The following is a 17724-nucleotide window of genomic DNA, read 5'->3' as shown; positions in this document are numbered from 1 at the left end:
CTAGCAGCACAGTTGCATGATGCAATAAACCGGTATACCTTTATTAAGCATGCATTTTGCATGATGCAAAACAATTAAAGTAAGGAGAACTGTGCAAACAACTGAAGAGGTCAAACTCTTTACACCGACATTCGTGATGGGGTGGATCGCCAACTTCCTGCAGTTTTTGGTGTTTTATTTCCTCATTACCACGATGGCGCTTTATGCCGTCAAAGAATTCAGCGCCTCGGAAACCGAAGCCGGCTTCGCCGCGAGTTCGATTGTTATCGGTGCTGTCGTCTCCCGTTTGATCTCGGGTTATATTATTGACCGCTTCGGTCGACGCAAGATTGTTCTGATTTCCGTTATCGCCACAACTATTGCTTGTGCGCTGTACATCCCTATTGATTCGCTTGGCCTGCTCTATGCAGACCGGTTCTTCCACGGCATTGCGTATGCATTCTCCGTCACCGCCATTATGGCGATGGTCCAGGAGCTCATTCCTTCCGAGCGCCGCTCTGAGGGCACCGGCTACTTGGCGCTGGGCACCACTGTCTCCGCGGCAATCGGTCCAGCCCTAGCACTGTTTGTGCTTGGCGCCTTTGATTACCAGATGCTCTTTGTCATCGTCTTGGGCATTTCCATTGTCTCCTTGATCGCTTCACTCATCATGTTCGTGCGCACTTCTGATGCCGAACCAGATGTGGATGAGAGCGGGGAACCAGCTGCACCCGTGAAGTTCAGCTTCAAGTCGATCATCAACCCTAAGGTCTTGCCCATTGGGCTGTTTATGCTCTTTGTGGCCTTTGCGTACTCCGGAGTCATCGCACATATCAATGCTTTCGCCGAGCAGCGTGACGTGGTCACCGGTGCAGGTCTGTTCTTTATCGCGTATGCCATCTCGATGTTTGTGATGCGTTCTTACCTCGGTAAGTTGCAAGACCGTCGCGGTGACAACGTCGTGATCTACTTTGGCCTCTTATTCTTCATTGCATCCTTTGTCGTCTTGGCTTTATCAACTGCCAACTGGCACGTGGTCGTAGCAGGCGTATTGGCTGGTCTTGGCTACGGCACCTTGATGCCTGCCGTGCAAGCTGTCTCTGTAGGCGTGGTGGATAAGAGCGAATTCGGCACCGCGTTTTCCACGCTATTCCTGTTCGTCGACTTGGGCTTCGGATTCGGTCCAGTCATTTTGGGCGCTGTGGCATCGGCCATCGGCTTTGGCCCCATGTACGGCGTACTTGCCGTCGTTGGCGTTATCGCCGGAATCTACTACCTGTGCACCCACGCTCGTACGGAACGTGCCAAGCACGGGGTTGTTAAAAACATTGAAACCATGGGGCTAGCTAATTAACCATTAGCTTTACCCCTAGCTTCCCAGGGGGGGGGGGGAGCCAGGGCCCCGGAGGTTCTCCGATAGTTTTCTTTATTAAGGCTGCGCACTGAGATATCAGTGTGCAGCTTCTTTTATGCTTTTCTTGCTTGCGCAATGGTCAAATAATTAACTATTGATAATCGCATGAACTGGCAAAATGCGGTCTGGCTTATGAGAACAAAAATTTTCTGCTAGCTTAATTGCTTGGCTTGAACAAGGCCAGAATCTTCGACGAAACGACACGCGAAGTCCCCGGCACCAGGACTTCTGACACGGCACGCTCGAGCACCACCAACGCTGATTGTCAGGAGAATACATGGATTCATCTACCCATGCCCACACCCCGCCGAAACCGAAATCATCCCCTGGCTGGATGATCACTATTGCCGCAGCCGCAGCATTTCTCGCAACTTTTAATGAAACATTTCTCAACGTTGCTTTCGCACCCATCATGTCCGATCTGGGTGTTGATGTTAATACCGTGCAGTGGCTCACCACCGGCTACCTGCTGGTCGCCGCAGTATTTGTTCCCGTAGCAAACGTGCTCTATCGCCGTTTTCCCACGCGGTCGCTATTTATTGCCGTCACCGCCATTATGATTGTCGGTTCTGTCATCGGTGCCCTAGCGCCGAACTTTTCCACCTTGCTCATCGGCCTCTTGCTCCAAGCAATCGGAACCGGGTTATTAACCCCCATCGGAATGAACATCACCTTGGCGGTATCCCCGCGACAAAAGCTGGGCATGAACATGGGCATCATGGCCGCGATGACCACGCTTGGACCATCACTGGCCATTGTCTTATCCGGCGCCTTGCTGACCATTGCACCATGGCGAACGCTCATGTGGGTCTTTGCAGCACTAGTTCTTATCGTGTTGATGGCTGGCGCTATTGTGCTCTACACCGTGGTTGAACTAGGCCGCCCAGTACTCGATATTGTCTCTTTCTTGTTCGTTGCCATCGCACTGGTGGGTATCCTCTACGGCGTATCAGCCGCTTTCGGCGGCAATATCCTTCTCTCCGGTGGAGCTATCATCGTCGGCTTGTTGTTTATGTGGGCGTTTATTTCGCGTCAAAACCGCATTGAGAACCCATTGATTGACCTCACGCCCTTTAAGACCGCAGCGTTTAACCGCGGGGTCATCATGACCATGCTGGGCTTGTTGTTTGTCTTTGCCATGAACGTCATCATTCCTTTGTTCTTGCAGGCCGCGCGCGGCACCGCGCCACTGAGTGCGTCGTTGACCCTGGCGCCCGGCATCTTGTTAACCGTTGTACTTGGTCCCATCGCCGGTCGCTGGTTTGACCGCTTCGGTGGACGCTGGTCCATCCCACTGGGCTTTGCCATAATGGCAGTCTTCGTCGGTCTTGTCGGGGTAGCAGCGGGGCAGACCTCGCTGGTTATCTTCGGCGCACTGTATGTACCTGCGGTATTGGCCACGGCCTTTGTTATTGGACCTTCACAAACCTTCGCCCTGTCACACCTGGATGAAAAGTCCAGCCCACACGGCGTGACGGTCATTTCCACCAGCTTCCAAATTGCGGGCGGCGTGGGCACTTCCTTGGCCGCAGGCATCTACGGCATGGTCAGCCAATCACAGATGAACGCCGGCACCGCAGAAGTTGATTCCCTCATTGTCGGTTTCCGTGCCGCCGTTACCTTGGTTATTGTTACCTCCGTGATTGGCCTTATCATCGCCATTCGCGCATATTCTGCACCTAAGCCACAACAGCCGCAAGCATCTGCTTCACAGGACGTGGTTCCAGGTGCGGTCGCAGAAGTGATGAAGTCTGAGGTCTACAGCATCAATGCAGATAGCACTGTGTTGGAAGCACTGTATAGGTTTACTTCTTTGGGTATTTCCGGAGCGCCCATTGTGGATCACAACAATCAACTGGTTGGTTTTATCTCCGACGGTGATATTCTGCGCTACCTTTCCGCGGCACACCCCAGCTCCGTGAACTTCTACTCCTTCGCTGTGGGCGAAAAGCAGGACTTGGAAGAAGCAATGCAAGAACTCGGAAGCCTCAATGTCATGAGCCTTGCCACCAAGCAGGTCATATCCCTGCCGTCAACAGCGTCGGTAGCGGATGCCGTTGCAGCGCTTTCCGATGCCAGCCTGAAGAAAGTGCCAGTCTTAAACCCCGCCGGCGCTATGGTGGGTATCGTCAGCCGCTCTGCGATTAACCGCCTGGCTATTGCGAGTTATTTGGAAGCTGAACATGAGGCACAGCTGCCGGTTTAATGATCCGCGGCACTGCCCAGATCATCAGGATCATCACGCACAGCTCTACCAAGGTCTGAGTGACGACAACCAATGGCGCTAGGGCAAATTGTGCTGGTAGTGCCAGTACCAAAGGTAAGATGACCAATGAATTTCTGGTCACTGCGCTAAAGGTCACCGCGCGCCGGGCCGATGTATTGAGCTTGGCCGCGCGTGAGATTAACGCACCGAGGACCGCCATGATGGCTGCGAAAGCCACATATAGCGGCACAAGCTTAAATAATGAGCCCACCTGGTGTGAAACTCCCGAAATCTGCGAAGCCACGATGATGGCCAAAGTAGCCATCATCAACGGCACCATCGCCGCAGAAACACCTTCCTCCAGCTTCTTTCCCCACTGCGTTCGTGCGGCTGCGAATTGCGTGAGCGCCGCAGCGAGCAAGGGGAGAATAATCAACATTACGAAGGCTTGAGCAAAAGGTCCAAAGTCCACGGTGCGGACAAAGTCAGCGCCAATAAAAAGCCAGAGATAAAACGGTAGTAAGACCATTTGCCCGAGCATGAGCAAGGGAGTGGCAGAAAGCAGCCGATCGCTTGCTCCTCCGGCAAAATGCGTAAAGACAATGACGTAGTCAATACATGGCGCCAGCAGCACAAAGACTACTCCGACCAGGAGAACCTGGTCGCTGGCAATAAACCGAGTGAGTGAGAAAACAACGATGGGCACCACGAGGAAATTAAGTGCACCCAGCACGCCGAGGAAGTGGAAATCTTTGAATCCTTGGCCAATTCGGCCCAAAGGAACCATCAAAAACGTGGCATAGAGCAATAGCCCCAGCACGGGGTTAATGGCCTGCTCTAATGGCGTAGAGACTCCGGGGAGCAGAATTCCTATTACACCGCCGGCAAAAAGCGCCGCCAGATACATCCAAATTTGATGTTTTTCTAGCCACGCAATCATGCTGTTGGCTCGGTAGCCTGCCACACGGCTGCCCATTTTTGTCCGAGTGATTCGATATTTTCATGCGCATTAATCCCGCTGGGTTGCGGAACTACCCACAGCTGAACATCGACAGGCCAGCCCTCGGGGAGTTTAACCTCGGCTGGGTTTTGCCACCCGAGCTTTGCTTTGCGCAGTCCAAAAGCATCGCGATAGGCAGTAATGCCTGCCACCGCCACGGATTCCGGGTGCAAGGCATTGGCCAGTTCAACAATGCGCTGGGCACCGATGCGCAATTGCTCTTTGGTCAGTTCATCGGCGCGGGCCGTGGCCATTCCAGAGATAAAATTGGTCAAGCCAATACGCTTGGCAGCAAATTCTTCTAAGACGGAGTCGGGAAGGCCAGCGGAGGCATCGACAAGCTGGCTAATAATGCCGCTTTTATATAGCGACGGCCAAAACCTATTGGCCGGATGCGCAAAGGGTGCATTGACCGCTGCGGTCCACGGGCTGGGGTTGACCCCGACGATGAGCATCCGCAATGGCGTGGTTTCATCCTCGGCGGGAAGAATGTCATCAACCGGTGCGAGACGAAAAGGGGCCAAGTCTTTCTTGCTCGGCTTGATACCGTTCATCGGGGAGGGGCGGCGTGGAGCAAACTTCATAAAATCCATTGTGCCCCGATACGGCATGGGCAACAAACAAATTCATTTTTGCGGCGAATGAATGTTTCTTTATCAATTTGTTGTTATTGTTTTGACCAGCAAGCCTGATGGGCTAATGGTGGTTTTCGGTGGTGCTCTCGCGGCATAGCGTAAAAATTTTACTTAGCCTAGTGATTAACGCTCCAAGAGATAGGAATTAATGCCCTAGCAGGGTCGATGGGGAGCGCGACGTCTTAAGGAAGAAAAGCTTCACCTCGTTTGAGGAAAGGACACTCTAAGAATGTCAAAGAATGTAAAAGACCTACTCACTGCAACTGCATATGACAACAACGGCGACAAGGTTGGAGACGTTAACGAAGTCTTCGTTGATGATGACTCCGGACAGCCAACCTTCGTTGATGTTAATCACGGACTATTTGGCATGGGCAATTCGATGGTTCCGCTGCGTGGACACTCCGTCGAAGGTAACAATCTGAACCTGGCTTTCTCCAAGGACAAGATTAAAGACGCCCCCGAATTTGACGCAGATAAGCCTCTGACTCCAGAGGAACAAACCGAAATTTATGAACACTACGGCATCTCCGATGCCTCGCACGTCGAGGGCTACACTGGTGGTGAACGCCCAGACCAGCAAGCACGCGACAACGATCAGGCTCGCACCCCTGACGCCACCACCGATGCCGGTACTCGTGATGCCACGGACAATCGTGCAGCTGCTGGCGCAGGCGCCGCCGGAGCTGGCGTTGCCGGAGCAGGAGTTGCGGGCGCAGGCGCAGCCGGTGCGGGCACCGCAGGGGCTCGCGATGACCGTGATATCCGCGACGACCGCGATGTCCGCCGCGAGTCCCAGGTAACTGAGGCTCGTCACGCTGATACCACTGCAGATGATGCTCGAACCACGGCGGCAGACGATGCTCGAACGGCCGGAGCAACTGGTGGTGCGGGAACGACCAATACCAATAATGACAACACTCTTGTCCGCAATGAGGAACACCTCAACGTGGGCACGGAGCGTGTTCAAACTGGTGAGGCGCGCCTGCGCAAATACGTCGTCACGGATACAGAGACGGTGGAAGTTCCTGTCTCTCGTGAAGAAGTGCGCGTGGAGCGTCAGCCCATCTCGGCAGAGGATGCAGAGGCACAAGCTAAGTCTGGTGGCCTTGAGAGCGAGGACGGCACCACGGGCGAAGCTTCGGTGACCTTGCACGAAGAGCGCCCAGTGGTTGATAAAGAAACCGTTCCGGTAGAAAAGGTTAACCTCAGCACTGAAAAGGTCTCTGATACCGAGCGCGTCACTGAAGACGTTCGCAAGGAGCAAATTGAAGCCGATGGTGTCGAAGGCTTTAACGATAAGAAGTAGACGTTAAGTGCGGAAGTACACGTACTTCTTAGCCTTGCGCAAAGTGCCCCATGATTTATGGGGCACTTTTGCATGCGCTATGCATCTGGGCACTAAAAGCGGGGGATTGCCACGTTCCTCAGCAATACGTGGCATCAAAAAGTGGCTCGCACCCACCGGATAGGCAGGGCGCGAGCCACGAGGAGACGTGCAGTCTACGTACTTACTTAGGAATTGACGTTGACTTTGGAGTCTTCCTGCGCAGGTGCGACAGCGGCTTCGATTCCTTTACCAGCGGCATCCCAGGTGCCTTGGTCCAAGATATTGGAGCGCTTGGCCACGATGGTGGCAGCAAGAGACTGACCGGTGACGTTGACTGCGGTGCGGCCCATATCGATGATGGGTTCCACAGCCAGCAGCAGACCCACGCCGGCGAGCGGCAGACCCAGGGTAGACAAGGTCAAGGTCAGCATGACCGTTGCGCCGGTGGTGCCAGCGGTTGCGGCGGAGCCAATGACGGAGACAAAGATGATGAGCAGGTAGTGCGTTAGAGTCAGGTCAATATCGTAGAATTGCGCGACGAAAATAGCGGCGATCGCAGGGTAGACCGAGGCGCAGCCGTCCATCTTGGTGGTAGCACCCAGCGGGATAGCAAAGGATGCATACTCACTAGGAACGCCCATGGAGCGTTCCGTAACGCGCTGGGTAACGGGCATAACCCCCATTGACGAGCGGGTGACAAAACCGAGGGAGAACACCGGCCAGACGCGCTTGTAAAATTCGATGGTGTTAATTCCGTTGAACTTCAATACCGCTGGGTAGACGACGCCGAGCACGAGCGCGAGGCCGACATAAATGGCAAGGACAAATTTGCCTAAGGAACCAAGGGCGTCCCAGCCGTAAGTCGATACGGCCTTACCGATTAGCGCCGCGGTGCCGATGGGGGCTAGGCGAATGATCCACCACAAGATGACCTGGATGACCTTGAGGAAAGATTCGGTAAAGCGCAAGAATGGGTCTGCGGCTTCGCCGGCTTTCACGGCAGCAATGCCGATGGCCAGGGAAATAACGAGCAACTGCAAGGCAGCAAAAGACAGCGAAACGCCATCATCGCTTGTCGATGCAGACAGGCCGATGAAATTCTCCGGCACGATGGATTGGATAAATGCGGTCCACGAACCAACCTTCGAAGGATCGGCGGCTGATGCGGGGTCCACGGTGGAGTTCACGCCGGGGCGCATCACGAGTGCGACGAAGATACCGACCAACACGGAGAAGAAGGCGGTAATGGCGAACCACACCAAGGTAGATACTGCCAAAGCCGCAGCGTTCGCGACCTTGCGGAGGTTAGCTACGGAAGTGACAACAGCTGCGAAGATCAGCGGCGGAACCATAACGCGCAGCAGCTGCACGTAGGCATTGCCCACTCCACTGAGCAAGTCGGACAGCCACTGCAAGTTCATGCCCGAGGCGATAAAGCCTAAAATCAACCCGATAATGAGGCCGGCAATAACCTGCGCGCCAAAGCCTGTGGCCCACTGGGGTAGCCCGAAGCGTTTGTTTTTAGTTTGTCCCGAGCGGGTTGCCGTATCAGACATGCTCAGTACCTTTCTAAATATTTATAGACCGTCCAGTTTGAAAGTACTAGACAGACTGGTTTATTTGACCGATTCACTTTAACTTTAAATTCATCGGAATACAAGGCGCTGTGTTCAGCAGAACAATCTGGCGGCGGCAATGAAAAAGCCACCGCGATGATCGCGGTGGCAGCAGTAGTAATAACCTGTTGAAATCGAAGGTTATTCCCAGGTCTTGAAATGACGGCTAGAAGGTGCCGTTGAAGCTCTTACCGGTGTCGGTCACAGTCGCTTGACGGGAATCTACCTTTTGGTCGTTGTACTCGGAAGTATCACCTTTAAGGCGAGAAGTTTGGGTGACCTCGATGTAGTTGTGAAGGCGACCTTCTTTGGTGAGTCCATCGCCAAAGTCCAGGTTGGCCACGCGTGCTTTATCACCCGCGTTGATCGGATTAGACAGCGTTACTTCAAAGGAGCGAGTGGAGGTCTTTTCATCAAAACCTAAGTCGCGAATATGCGCGCCTTTGGACGAGCGTGGGGTGATCAAACGATCGACACCTTAAGGTCCACGATCCGTTTTGACATCGACGCGGTATTGGATGGCCGGAAATTCGCCGTAGTAGCGTTCAGAACCGACATTTTCGACGCGAAGCGCAACGGTTCCGGCAGCGCCAGAGACTTTGGCACCGGAGACGGTGAAATACGGCTTGAGGTCGAGCTTATGGTCTTCGGTCTTTCCCTCTTCGAGAGACTTTTCGACCTCTTTATCTTCCGCAACCTCGCGGTTTCCTTCGGCGGTCGAGACAGCGTCCTCGGCCGCAGGAACCTCGTTTTCCGAGTTGATTTCCGCGTCCGCCTCAAGATCTTTGTCTTCTTGCTCTACGACAGGAGTAGTACCTTGTGCATTGTCGTTGGGTGCCCAGGAGTCTGCAATATTGTCATAAAGTTTGACCCGCACTTCATTTTTCATCGGTTGCAGTGCAGACCAGAACGTCGGGGTAGACCACGTGCCGTTGGGCTTGCAATACTGCTGAGTGCCGGTCATGTTCAATACGCGGAAGCCATAGGTTGCTTCACCGGTGTGGTTTGGTGGCACATCATAAGGTCCGATAGTCTGACCAGCATCCCAGGTCAAAGAATAGGACGCGGAGCCACCGATCTTCTGGGCGATGCTGTGAGAGATACCTACAGAACCGCCGTCTTTGGACAGTCCGCCATTCATCGATGTGGTGGAGGTTCGGTCGCCCTCCACGCTCAAAGTGATGGTCTGGGACTTGGACAGATCCTGGGTCAGTGGGATGTCGTGTTCGGTTTGGTTGGTGGTGGAGATGGTTCCCACCGGCAAGAACTTATCGGTTACCTTGTAGACCACCGTGCGGTGATCTTCCCACGGGTTACAAATCGGGCGCGGGTTGAGCACATTCGATTTCTGGTGGTCAGATTTATGGCTGGTGTGAATGATTGGCAACGTGGGATTGAGCGCCGGAGTCTCAGGGTAAGACTCGGTGTGGGTTGCAGCGACAGCTACTGGCGCAAGGGTGGTAGCTCCAGTAGCAGTGATGCCAGCGACGACGCCGGCGGCAACAAGTCCAGCTAAGCGGTGAGCAAGACGCATGTTTTTACTTTCTGGTTGAGTGAGAAAACAAGAATGTCAGCGCCACAGATGTGGTGTGGTCTCGACATAAAAAATGCTATTTCCCGAAGGACGCGGCAAAAACTATTTTGAATATAAATATTTGCGTACCGAAATACGTGGAAGGTGTTGACAGAAAAGTTAGCTGCTTTCGAATTGCCAGGTGAGCAAGATTTTCTCAAAGCGATTTGCGCGCATTGCTTGACCGGGTGTGCTGGTACGACGTGCCGAATTTTTGCCTAATTCAGGTGTGTACGAAAGTGCCTTTTACACACCTGTGGTGTGCTTGTGCCCAACTTCGGTGCAGTGGTAGATCTGCTGGACAGCGGCACCTGCGATTCTTTGGCAGTATGGAAAAGTATGGAACTTGAAGTACTGAATGCAGAAGAAGTTGAACGCGTCTTAGTCGTGGTTGCCCACCCGGATGATGCCGAATACGGCCTTTCCGTGGCGGTTAACAACTTCACTGCGGCAGGCAAAGAAGTTGGATATTTACTTCTGACTGCGGGTGAAGCCGGCATTCGCGACATGGAGCCAGAGAAGACAAAGGCCTTGCGAGAAAAAGAGCAGCGCGCAGCTTGTGATGAGGTTGGTGTCGAGCACCTGACCATCTTGGACTTTCCGGATGGCGAAATGGAATACGGCCTGGATGTGCGCAAGGCTATTGCCAAAGAAATTCGCGAATTTAAGCCAGATACCGTAGCGGTTATTAACTTCGAGTTTTGGGCTGCGTGGGGGATTAACCATATCGATCACCGTGTGACTGGCGAAGTGACAATTGATGCCATTCGGGATGCGGATAATCCGTGGACTCACCGTGATCTCACCGAAGAACCGTGGAAGGCTCAGCGTTTGCTGATTTCCGGTAGTTCAGAACCAAGTCACCGCTTGCCAGTTACTGACGCTGATGTCCAAGCCGGAGTGCGCTCCCTTGAACATCACAAGGTCTACCTAGAAGCGCTACCGGATCACCCCAAGCCAGCGGATTTCATTCCTGCGATGATTACCCATGAAGGTGACGAGCAGTATCTGAGCCTGCGAGTTGTCAATATGTAACACCTCTACACATTCAGCGTCGCTGTTCGTAGCGGAGCGAAATGTCAAGAGATTTCGCCTGGAAATAGGGGCACACGATTTGGGCGGCTGGTGCCAAATAGGGTGTCAAAAGTACTTTCATCAGGTAACTTTAGTGTCATGTCGAAGTTAAGTCCGCTCAATTGGCCAGTTGTGCGCCAGATGCAGCGCGGCGACTTGTTTGGCAGGGACAAATCGACCCAGTCATCCAAATCACGTGAGCTGCACGGACGCACTGTCGAGGCCGACAAGGTCGTCCAATCGGTCTGTCCTTATTGCGCTGTGGGTTGCTCACAGCGCGTTTATGTTAAAGACGACCGTGTCGTTCATATTGAAGGTGACCCAGATTCACCTGTTTCTCGTGGTCGCCTGTGCCCCAAGGGTGCAGCGTCGGAGCAGCTCGTAAACTCCGCGACGCGTTTGACCAAGCTCAAATACCGCGCTCCCTACGCTACTGAGTGGGAAGACATCGATATCGAAACCGCGATGGATATGATCGCGGATCGTTTTATCGAGTCTCGCCGCAATCAGTGGCAAGACCAAGATGATGAAGGCCGCGTCCTCAACCGCACCATGGGTGTGGCTGGCCTGGGCGGCGCAACCTTGGATAACGAGGAAAACTACATCATTAAAAAGCTGTTTACGGCAGCTGGCGCGGTGCAGGTCGAAAACCAAGCTCGTATATGACACTCCGCCACGGTTCCCAGTTTGGGATCCTCGTTTGGCCGCGGTGGCGCAACCCAACCACTGCAGGATATGGCGAATGCTGATTGCATTCTCATTCAGGGTTCAAATATGGCCGAATGCCACCCCGTGGGTTTCCAGTGGGTAGCTGAAGCCAAAAAGCGTGGTGCTCGTGTTATTCACGTCGATCCTCGCTACACACGTACTTCCGCATTTGCGAACCGTCACATCGCTATTCGCGGTGGCACTGACGTAGTTCTGCTGGGTGCATTGATTAAGTACATGATCGACAATGATTTGTACTTCCACGACTACGTGGTCAATTACACCAATGCTTCGTCGATCATTTCGCCGGACTTCCTCGATACGGAAGACTTGGACGGCCTATTTTCTGGTTACAACCCAGAGACCGGAAAGTATGTCACCGATTCCTGGCAGTACGTAGAAAAGCCGGAGGGTTCCTCGTGGAATGTGGAACGCGATGAAACTTTGCAAGACTCGAATACGGTCTTTCAGATTCTTAAGCGCCACTACTCGCGGTACACCCCGGAAATTGTGGAAGAAACCTGTGGCATTTCACAGGAGGATTTCCATTATCTAGCCGAATCGATTGCGCAGAACTCCAACCCTGAGCGGACTACGGTTTTTGCCTATGCTCTGGGCTTTACCCAGCACACCCTGGGTGCACAGTTCATTCGCACCGCTGCCATTTTGCAGCTGCTGATGGGCAATGTGGGTCGTCCAGGTTCAGGCATCATGGCTTTGCGCGGTCACGCCTCTATTCAGGGCTCGACCGATATCCCGACGCTATTTAACAATCTGCCGGGTTATCTACCGATGCCACATGCGGATCACACCACCTGGAATGACTTCTTGGATGCCACCGCCAAGGCAGACCAGAAGGGCTTCTGGGGCTTGCGTGAGAATTACGCGGTTTCTTTGATGAAGTCCTACTGGGGCGATAACGCCACTAAGGAAAACGACTGGGGCTGGAACTACATGCCGCGCATCAACGGTGCGCACTCAACATATGAGACATTGATGGGCATGCTCGATGGCATCGTCGAAGGCTTCTTGGTCTTCGGCCAAAACCCTGCCGTCGCGCAGTCCAATGGTGGTATGCAGCGTCGCGGCCTGGCTTCCCTCAAGTGGTTGGTTGTCCGCGACTTCCAAGAAACCGAGACGGCTTCGTTTTGGTACGACTCGCCAGAGATTAAGACTGGAGAGCTCAAGACTGAAGAAATTGGTACAGAGGTCTTCCTTTTGCCTGCGGCAACGCACGTAGAAAAGGCTGGTACCTTTACGCAGACACAGCGCATGCTGCAGTGGCGTTTCCAGGCGACCAATCCGCCAGGAGATTCCAGGTCTGATCTCTGGTTCTTCTACCAGCTGGGCAAGCGTATCCGTGAAAAGCTGGCTGGCTCAACTGATCCGATGGATGCGCCAATGTTGGCTATCGATTGGGATTATGAGGAAGTCGGTCACGGTGAGCCGGATCCAGAAGACGTGCTGCGTGAAATCAATGGCTACTACTTGGATGGCCCGAAGAAGGGTCAATTGCTGCCTAGCTATACCGAGATGGCAACTGATGGCAGTACCTCAGGTGGTTGCTGGATTTACACCGGTGTCTTCAAGGACAACGTAAACCAGGCGGCTCGCAAGGTATCTGGCTCCTCCCAAAATGAGGTTGCACTCGAGTGGGGCTGGGCGTGGCCTTCCAACCGTCGTATCTTGTACAACCGTGCTTCGGCAGCTCCCGATGGAACGCCGTGGTCGGAACGTAAAAAGTACATCTGGTGGGATGCAGAAGCGGGCCGCTGGACAGGTGATGACGTGCCGGACTTCCCGGCCACTCTTGACCCGTCTCATCGTGCGCCGATTGATGCTACGGGGCCTGATGCTCTTGATGGCACCGATGCGTTTATCATGCAGGCGGATGGCCGAGGCTGGTTGTTTGCACCCAAAGGACTTTCTGATGGCCCATTGCCGACGCACTACGAGCCACATGAGTCGCCGGCGCGCAATATTTTGTATAGCCAGCAGCAATCACCGACGCGTATGACCATCAAACGTCCCGATAACCTGTCTCGGCCAATGGCTGGGGAGCCGGGCTCTGATGTGTATCCAGTGGTGTTTTCTACGTACCGGTTGACGGAGATGTACACCTCGGGTTCGATGAGTCGTCGTTTGCCGTACCTTGCGGAACTGCAGCCCGACCTGTTCGTTGAGGTTGACCCTGTGCTCGCTGAAAAGCGAGGACTGGAAAATGGCGGCTGGGCAACGATCATTTCGCCACGTGGTGTAATTGAAGCACGTGCCTTGGTCACCGAACGTATGGAACCTATGACGATCAATGGGGAAGATTTCCACCAGATCGGTCTGCCATTCCACTACGGTCAGTCCAGCTCGTCACCGGTCACTGGTGACGGCGCGAATGACCTGCTTGGTTTGACCTTGGAGCCCAATGTATTTATCCAAAACTCCAAGGTGGGCGCCTGCGAGATTAAGGCGGGACGTCGTCCACGCGGCAAGGCTCGCGTGGCGTTGGTGAAGGAATACCAAAAGCGCGCAGGTCTGACGCTGGATTCCGGCAACGAACTTATCGATACCGATAAGCAGGATGGCGAGACGGTAGTGAATTCGGAACAGGCACCTGGTGTGGCTTTCAAACCTGATCAGGAAACTGAACTACGCAGAAACCTTGATGGAGAAACGGCTCCCCAGGGTGGGCAAGAAGGTGCCAATGATGGTTCTGCACACAATGGCTCAGCGACCGGGGATGTTCCCGACTCTGAGTCAGATGAAGCTGAAGGAGGCGAAGAATAATGACGGCGTCGACAAACCAGCTGACTGAAAGTTCGCATGGGCACGGCTACGACAAATATCAACGCATGGCCTTTTTTACTGACACCTCAGTGTGCATCGGCTGTAAAGCCTGTGAGGTTGCCTGTAAGGAATGGAACCGCAACCCTGTTGAGGGCTATAACCTGACGGGTAATTCCTATGACAACACTGGGTCCCTGGGCGCAAACACGTGGCGGCACGTGGCGTTTATTGAGCAAGATAATGAGCGTATTACCAAAGCCCGTGAGGAAGGCGCCAAGCTGGTCTCGCTGGGCATGCCCAAAATCGGTAAGGAGGAAGACACTCCCGCGGCGGTAGACACCACTCCGCCAGACACGGATACTTTCCGGTGGCTGATGTCGTCCGATGTGTGCAAGCACTGCACCAATGCCGGATGTTTGGATGTGTGCCCAACGGGTGCGTTGTTCCGCACTGAGTTCGGCACCGTCGTGGTCCAAGATGATGTGTGCAATGGCTGCGGTACGTGCGTAGCTGGTTGTCCATTTGGTGTTATTGAACGCCGCGAGGACGGCGGTGTCTCCTTGAAAGCCAATCACGTGGAAGCACAAGAAGTACCGGATCATGCTGGTATTAACGTGTTTAAGAAGCTCCAACAGCTGCGTCCTCAAGGGCCTGACCACGTTCCAGGCGAAACCATGCCGATTAAGAATCTTGGCGTGGCTCAAAAATGCACCATGTGCTACGACCGTTTGAAGATGGGGGAGGAACCAGCGTGTTCCAAGGCTTGTCCTACTGACTCTATCCAGTTCGGTACTTATGAATCCATGCTCGCTGCAGCGCAAAAGCGCGTGGCTGAGCTTCATGCCCAAGGCCAGACCGAGGCGCGTCTATACGGTGCCAATGATGAAGATGGCGTGGGCGGAACCGGATCCATCTTCCTCTTGCTGGATTCGCCTGAGGTCTACGGTCTTCCACCAGATCCTCGCGTGCCGACCGCCGACTTGCCAGCGATGGCAAAGACCTTAGCTAAGGCAGTTGGAACGATGGGTGTTGCCGTGGCGGCTGCATTTGTCATGGGCAAAGGAGGGAAGAAGTAAATGGCCGAGTTTGACGAATATCGCCCACCGGGATCGGAACGTCGTTATCGTGGCGGAAAGAAAAAGGGTAAAGGCCCACGGAAGAAGCGGGGTGCAGGAGCTCAGGATGGTTCGCGCGAAGAGCGCATGGCCATGGACTTTGAGTTCTCCAGCTACTATGGCCAACCGGTAGTTAAAGCTCCGCCATGGGAGTGGCCTATTGGTGCGTACTTCTGGCTCGGAGGCATTGGAGGCGGGTCTGCGTTGCTCGCCGCAGGAGCCCAAGCAACGAAGAACAAGCCCTTGATGCGTGCAACCCGGGTGACTTCCTTTGCTGCAGCGGCGGCTGGTGCTGGTTTCCTCGTTTTGGACTTAGGCCGTCCAGAGCGCTTTTATAACATGTTCCGCGTGTTCAAGGTTTCATCCCCGATGAGCTTAGGCTCATGGCTGCTGGGTGGGTTCTCTGTCTCCGCTGCGGTTCCGGCTGCTGCGGAAGTGGCTGAGCTGGCTAAAGATGTTGTGCCGTTGCCGAATGTGGTTCACCGTATTTTGCATACGGCAGCTGGCCCAGCGGGTATTGTTTCTGCTGTCTTAGGTGGGCCGTTGGCTGGATATACGGCGGTGCTGTTATCGGATACGTCTAACCCGACGTGGAACGGTGCACAAAAACATTTGCCCTATGTTTTCGTAGCGTCGGCATCGTTGGCTGCTGGTGGTACAGCGATGATCACGACTCCGGTTGAGAATGCTGCTCCCGCGCGTGCTTTAGCCATGGCGGGGGTTGTAGGAGATCTCGCCATGGTGCGCACCATGGAAGACAATATGGAGCCAGAACACGTCAAGCACCTTCAGCAAGGTAAACCCGGCAAGCTCATGAAGGCGTCGGAGTATCTCGCTATCGCAGGTGGCGTGGGAACCGCGCTGGCATCAGTGACTAAATCACGTGCCTTATCGATTATTTCTGGAGCATCTCTTGCCGCCGCATCCTTATGCACGCGGTTGGGTGTCTTAGAAGGCGGGCTTGAGTCTGCGAAGGATCCGGAGGCGACCATTGGCCCGCAAAAGCGACGTGCAGAAGCACGGCTTCGGGAATCTGGACAAGACCACACGATTATTACCACCGGTTAGTCTCGCGTAAGAAGGATAAGACACCAGCGCCCGCCCAAACTCTTAGACAGTGGGGCGGGCGCTGGCTTGCTTTGATGAGCTCTGCGCGACGGTGCGTGGATTACTTGATCGTGATGTAGGCACCGGAATTATCAGGTCGGGCCACCGTGCGGCCAATGACTGGGTATCCCGGAACCTCGCCGACTACCAACAGACCACCTGAGGTTTGAGCATCAGCGAGAAAGACTAAGTCTTCTTCAGTCAAGGAAGAATTTTCCACATTCAGATGCTCACGTACCCAATCGAGGTTGCGTCGGGAGCCACCGGGAACAAAGCCTTCATACAGTGCTTCTTTCGCGCCGGAGATTTCTGGGACATCCGCGAAGTTGATCTCGGCGTTGATATTCGACGCGCGGCACATCTTGTAGAGGTGACCGAGCAAGCCAAAGCCTGTGATGTCGGTGGCTGCTTTGTGCCCGGCTGCCACAGCGGCCTGGGAAGCGTCGCGGTTGAGAGTGGTCATTGATTCCACGGCTTCCGCCGAGACTTCACCGGTGGCCTTGTGCTTATTGTTAAAGATTCCGACGCCGATCCCCTTGGTCAGGGTCAATGGCAGACCTGGCTCTGCGGTGTCATTGCGCATGAGCTTGGCGGGGTCAGCGGTACCGGTGACGGACATGCCATAAATTGGTTCTGGAGCGGTGATGGAGTGTCCACCAGTGACAGAAATTCCTGCTTCATTGCACACGTCCATGCCACCGCGTAGGACCTCACGCAGGACGTCGAGGCCGAGAAGATCGACCGGCCAGCCTACGAGGTTAATCGCGGTAATTGGAGTGCCACCCATTGCGTATACATCGGAGATGGCATTCGCAGCGGCTACCCGTCCCCAGTCGTAGGGGTCATCTAACATCGGCGTGAAAAAGTCCGCCGTGGAAATGACAGCCGTATCACCATTGATGCGAATGGCGGAGGCATCATCGCCATCTTCTAAACCGACAATGACATTTGGGTCGTCGTTGCCCGAGAGACCAGAAAGTGCGGATTCAAGCTGACCTGCGGGAATCTTGCATGCGCAACCGCCGCCAGCCGCGAAAGAGGTAAGTTTTGGTGTCATAATCCCCAACCTACTACCTTTAATCAGTGGAGGCGTACGTGTCCTGGTGGGCGCCCCGGTCTTCAAAACCGGTGAGGCCAAGTAGCTTGGTCTGGCAGGTTCGATTCCTGTCCGTCTCCGCCACGTGCA

At 54.3% G+C, this 17724-nt stretch carries 12 protein-coding genes, 1 tRNA gene and 1 pseudogene; 8 read left to right on the top strand and 6 right to left on the bottom strand.

The genetic code is table 11. From position 1 onward, the window contains the following. Nucleotides 1–91: 91 nt before the first annotated feature. Entirely contained in the window at nucleotides 92–1333 is a 1242-nt protein-coding gene (locus tag CAMM_RS08625) for an MFS transporter (RefSeq protein WP_040355997.1), read from the top strand. Between the two features lie 337 nt (nucleotides 1334–1670). After that, nucleotides 1671–3599: an MFS transporter gene (locus CAMM_RS08620; protein WP_232051056.1), complete on the top strand. Its 1929-nt coding sequence runs from the start codon at nucleotides 1671–1673 to the stop codon at nucleotides 3597–3599. Here CAMM_RS08620 and CAMM_RS08615 read toward each other — a convergent pair. Both CAMM_RS08615 and CAMM_RS08610 read right to left on the bottom strand, forming a co-directional pair. Then, the gene (locus CAMM_RS08615) at nucleotides 3550–4539 is read right to left on the bottom strand and encodes an arsenic resistance protein (RefSeq protein ID WP_003848483.1); all 990 of its coding nucleotides are present in this window, start codon (nucleotides 4537–4539) and stop codon (nucleotides 3550–3552) included. The two genes, CAMM_RS08620 and CAMM_RS08615, sit on opposite strands and share 50 nt — an antisense overlap. Then, nucleotides 4536–5183, bottom strand: a complete 648-nt coding sequence (locus tag CAMM_RS08610) for a mismatch-specific DNA-glycosylase (protein WP_040356000.1) — start codon at nucleotides 5181–5183, stop codon at nucleotides 4536–4538. The genes CAMM_RS08615 and CAMM_RS08610 overlap by 4 nt, the downstream gene beginning before the upstream one ends. Nucleotides 5184–5463: 280 nt before the next feature. Here CAMM_RS08610 and CAMM_RS08605 point away from each other — a divergent pair, with 280 nt between their 5' ends. Next, nucleotides 5464–6543, top strand: coding sequence for a PRC and DUF2382 domain-containing protein (locus CAMM_RS08605; RefSeq protein ID WP_003848488.1), 1080 nt, complete (start codon nucleotides 5464–5466; stop codon nucleotides 6541–6543). A 206-nt stretch (nucleotides 6544–6749) separates the two neighbouring features. Here the strand turns inward: CAMM_RS08605 and CAMM_RS08600 are convergent, their stop codons facing one another. The 3 genes from CAMM_RS08600 to CAMM_RS08595 form a co-directional block, all read right to left on the bottom strand. Then, nucleotides 6750–8120, bottom strand: a complete 1371-nt coding sequence (locus CAMM_RS08600) for a dicarboxylate/amino acid:cation symporter (RefSeq protein ID WP_003848491.1) — start codon at nucleotides 8118–8120, stop codon at nucleotides 6750–6752. Between the two features lie 226 nt (nucleotides 8121–8346). After that, nucleotides 8347–8646: a hypothetical protein gene (locus tag CAMM_RS13115; RefSeq protein WP_003848493.1), complete on the bottom strand. Its 300-nt coding sequence runs from the start codon at nucleotides 8644–8646 to the stop codon at nucleotides 8347–8349. A gap of 12 nt (nucleotides 8647–8658) precedes the next feature. After that, nucleotides 8659–9714, bottom strand: coding sequence for a hypothetical protein (locus tag CAMM_RS08595; protein WP_003848495.1), 1056 nt, complete (start codon nucleotides 9712–9714; stop codon nucleotides 8659–8661). 378 nt (nucleotides 9715–10092) lie between these two features. On the opposite strand from CAMM_RS08595, the gene CAMM_RS08590 reads away from it, so the two are divergent. From CAMM_RS08590 to nrfD, 4 genes and pseudogenes are all read left to right on the top strand, one after another. After that, a complete protein-coding gene (locus tag CAMM_RS08590) occupies nucleotides 10093–10788 on the top strand; it encodes a PIG-L deacetylase family protein (RefSeq protein WP_040356103.1) in 696 nt (231 codons plus the stop codon). Nucleotides 10789–10926: 138 nt separating this feature from the next. Further along, a pseudogene (gene fdnG / locus CAMM_RS08580) lies at nucleotides 10927–14094 on the top strand (formate dehydrogenase-N subunit alpha); the annotation flags it as partial. A gap of 221 nt (nucleotides 14095–14315) precedes the next feature. Further along, nucleotides 14316–15392: a 4Fe-4S dicluster domain-containing protein gene (locus tag CAMM_RS08575; protein WP_003848503.1), complete on the top strand. Its 1077-nt coding sequence runs from the start codon at nucleotides 14316–14318 to the stop codon at nucleotides 15390–15392. Beyond that, complete coding sequence (gene nrfD / locus CAMM_RS08570; protein WP_003848504.1) at nucleotides 15393–16499, top strand: NrfD/PsrC family molybdoenzyme membrane anchor subunit; 1107 nt, start codon at nucleotides 15393–15395, stop codon at nucleotides 16497–16499. A 100-nt stretch (nucleotides 16500–16599) separates the two neighbouring features. On the opposite strand, the gene selD is transcribed toward nrfD, so the two are convergent. Continuing rightward, nucleotides 16600–17595: a selenide, water dikinase SelD gene (gene selD, locus CAMM_RS08565; RefSeq protein ID WP_003848506.1), complete on the bottom strand. Its 996-nt coding sequence runs from the start codon at nucleotides 17593–17595 to the stop codon at nucleotides 16600–16602. Nucleotides 17596–17623: 28 nt separating this feature from the next. Here selD and CAMM_RS08560 point away from each other — a divergent pair. Beyond that, nucleotides 17624–17718 (top strand) — tRNA-Sec (locus CAMM_RS08560). Nucleotides 17719–17724 lie beyond the last annotated feature (6 nt).

Source organism: Corynebacterium ammoniagenes DSM 20306, from assembly GCF_001941425.1.
GTDB classification, from domain to species: Bacteria; Actinomycetota; Actinomycetes; order Mycobacteriales; family Mycobacteriaceae; genus Corynebacterium; species Corynebacterium ammoniagenes.
This window is presented reverse-complemented; position numbering and strand designations above follow the sequence as displayed.

Excerpts from the sequence above, each read along its gene's own strand:
- selD (WP_003848506.1), bottom strand. The coding sequence starts at position 17,595 with ATGACACCAAAACTTACCTCTTTCGCGGCTGGCGGCGGTTGCGCATGC.
- CAMM_RS08620 (WP_232051056.1), top strand. The coding sequence starts at position 1,671 with ATGGATTCATCTACCCATGCCCACACCCCGCCGAAACCGAAATCATCC.
- CAMM_RS08575 (WP_003848503.1), top strand. The coding sequence starts at position 14,316 with ATGACGGCGTCGACAAACCAGCTGACTGAAAGTTCGCATGGGCACGGC.
- CAMM_RS08595 (WP_003848495.1), bottom strand. The coding sequence starts at position 9,714 with ATGCGTCTTGCTCACCGCTTAGCTGGACTTGTTGCCGCCGGCGTCGTC.
- CAMM_RS08600 (WP_003848491.1), bottom strand. The coding sequence starts at position 8,120 with ATGTCTGATACGGCAACCCGCTCGGGACAAACTAAAAACAAACGCTTC.
- CAMM_RS08615 (WP_003848483.1), bottom strand. The coding sequence starts at position 4,539 with ATGATTGCGTGGCTAGAAAAACATCAAATTTGGATGTATCTGGCGGCG.
- CAMM_RS08610 (WP_040356000.1), bottom strand. The coding sequence starts at position 5,183 with ATGAAGTTTGCTCCACGCCGCCCCTCCCCGATGAACGGTATCAAGCCG.
- CAMM_RS08590 (WP_040356103.1), top strand. The coding sequence starts at position 10,093 with ATGGAACTTGAAGTACTGAATGCAGAAGAAGTTGAACGCGTCTTAGTC.
- CAMM_RS08605 (WP_003848488.1), top strand. The coding sequence starts at position 5,464 with ATGTCAAAGAATGTAAAAGACCTACTCACTGCAACTGCATATGACAAC.
- nrfD (WP_003848504.1), top strand. The coding sequence starts at position 15,393 with ATGGCCGAGTTTGACGAATATCGCCCACCGGGATCGGAACGTCGTTAT.